The organism is Acinetobacter rongchengensis (assembly GCF_003611475.1).
Taxonomy (GTDB): domain Bacteria; phylum Pseudomonadota; class Gammaproteobacteria; order Pseudomonadales; family Moraxellaceae; genus Acinetobacter; species Acinetobacter rongchengensis.
Genome location: NZ_RAXT01000180.1, coordinates 1 through 644, shown reverse-complemented (window position 1 = coordinate 644; position 644 = coordinate 1). Strand labels below are relative to the sequence as shown.

1 protein-coding gene is annotated in these 644 nt (G+C 40.5%); it reads left to right on the top strand.

Features of this window, described 5'->3' with window-relative positions:
• Positions 1-63: 63 nt before the first annotated feature.
• On the top strand, positions 64-644 hold a 581-nt coding region (locus D7V20_RS19390), incomplete at its 3' end, for an IS6-like element IS1008 family transposase (protein ID WP_120385421.1).

The following is a 644-nucleotide window of genomic DNA, read 5'->3' as shown; positions in this document are numbered from 1 at the left end:
GGCACTGTTGCAAATAGGCTGACATGATAAGCTAAATATCTTATTTATTTCGAGATACAGCAGATGAATCCCTTCCATGGTCGGCACTTTCAAGGTGAAATCATTCTTTGGGCTGTTCGTTGGTATTGTAAATATGGCATCAGCTATCGTGAACTTCAAGAAATGCTCGCTGAACGAGGTGTGAATGTTGACCACACCACAATTTATCGTTGGGTTCAGCGTTATGCTCCAGAAATGGAAAAACGCTTACGCTGGTATTGGCGTAATCCTACAGATTTACATTCATGGCATATGGATGAGACTTATATCAAAGTGAAGGGGCGATGGACTTACCTGTATCGTGCAGTTGATCAACGTGGTCATACGATTGACTTTTACCTTTCCGCTAGACGGAACAGTAAATCAGCCTATTGTTTTTTAGGAAAGATCTTCAATACGGTGAAAAAATGGCAAATTCCACGGGTCATCAATACAGATAAAGCAGCGACCTATGGCCATGCTTTATCACGGTTAAAGCGAGAAGGAAAATGTCCAGTAGATATTGAGCACAGGCAGATTAAGTATAAAAATAATGTCATTGAATGTGATCATGGTAAGTTAAAGCGGATCATCAGGGCCACATTAGGATTCAAATCTATGAAGAC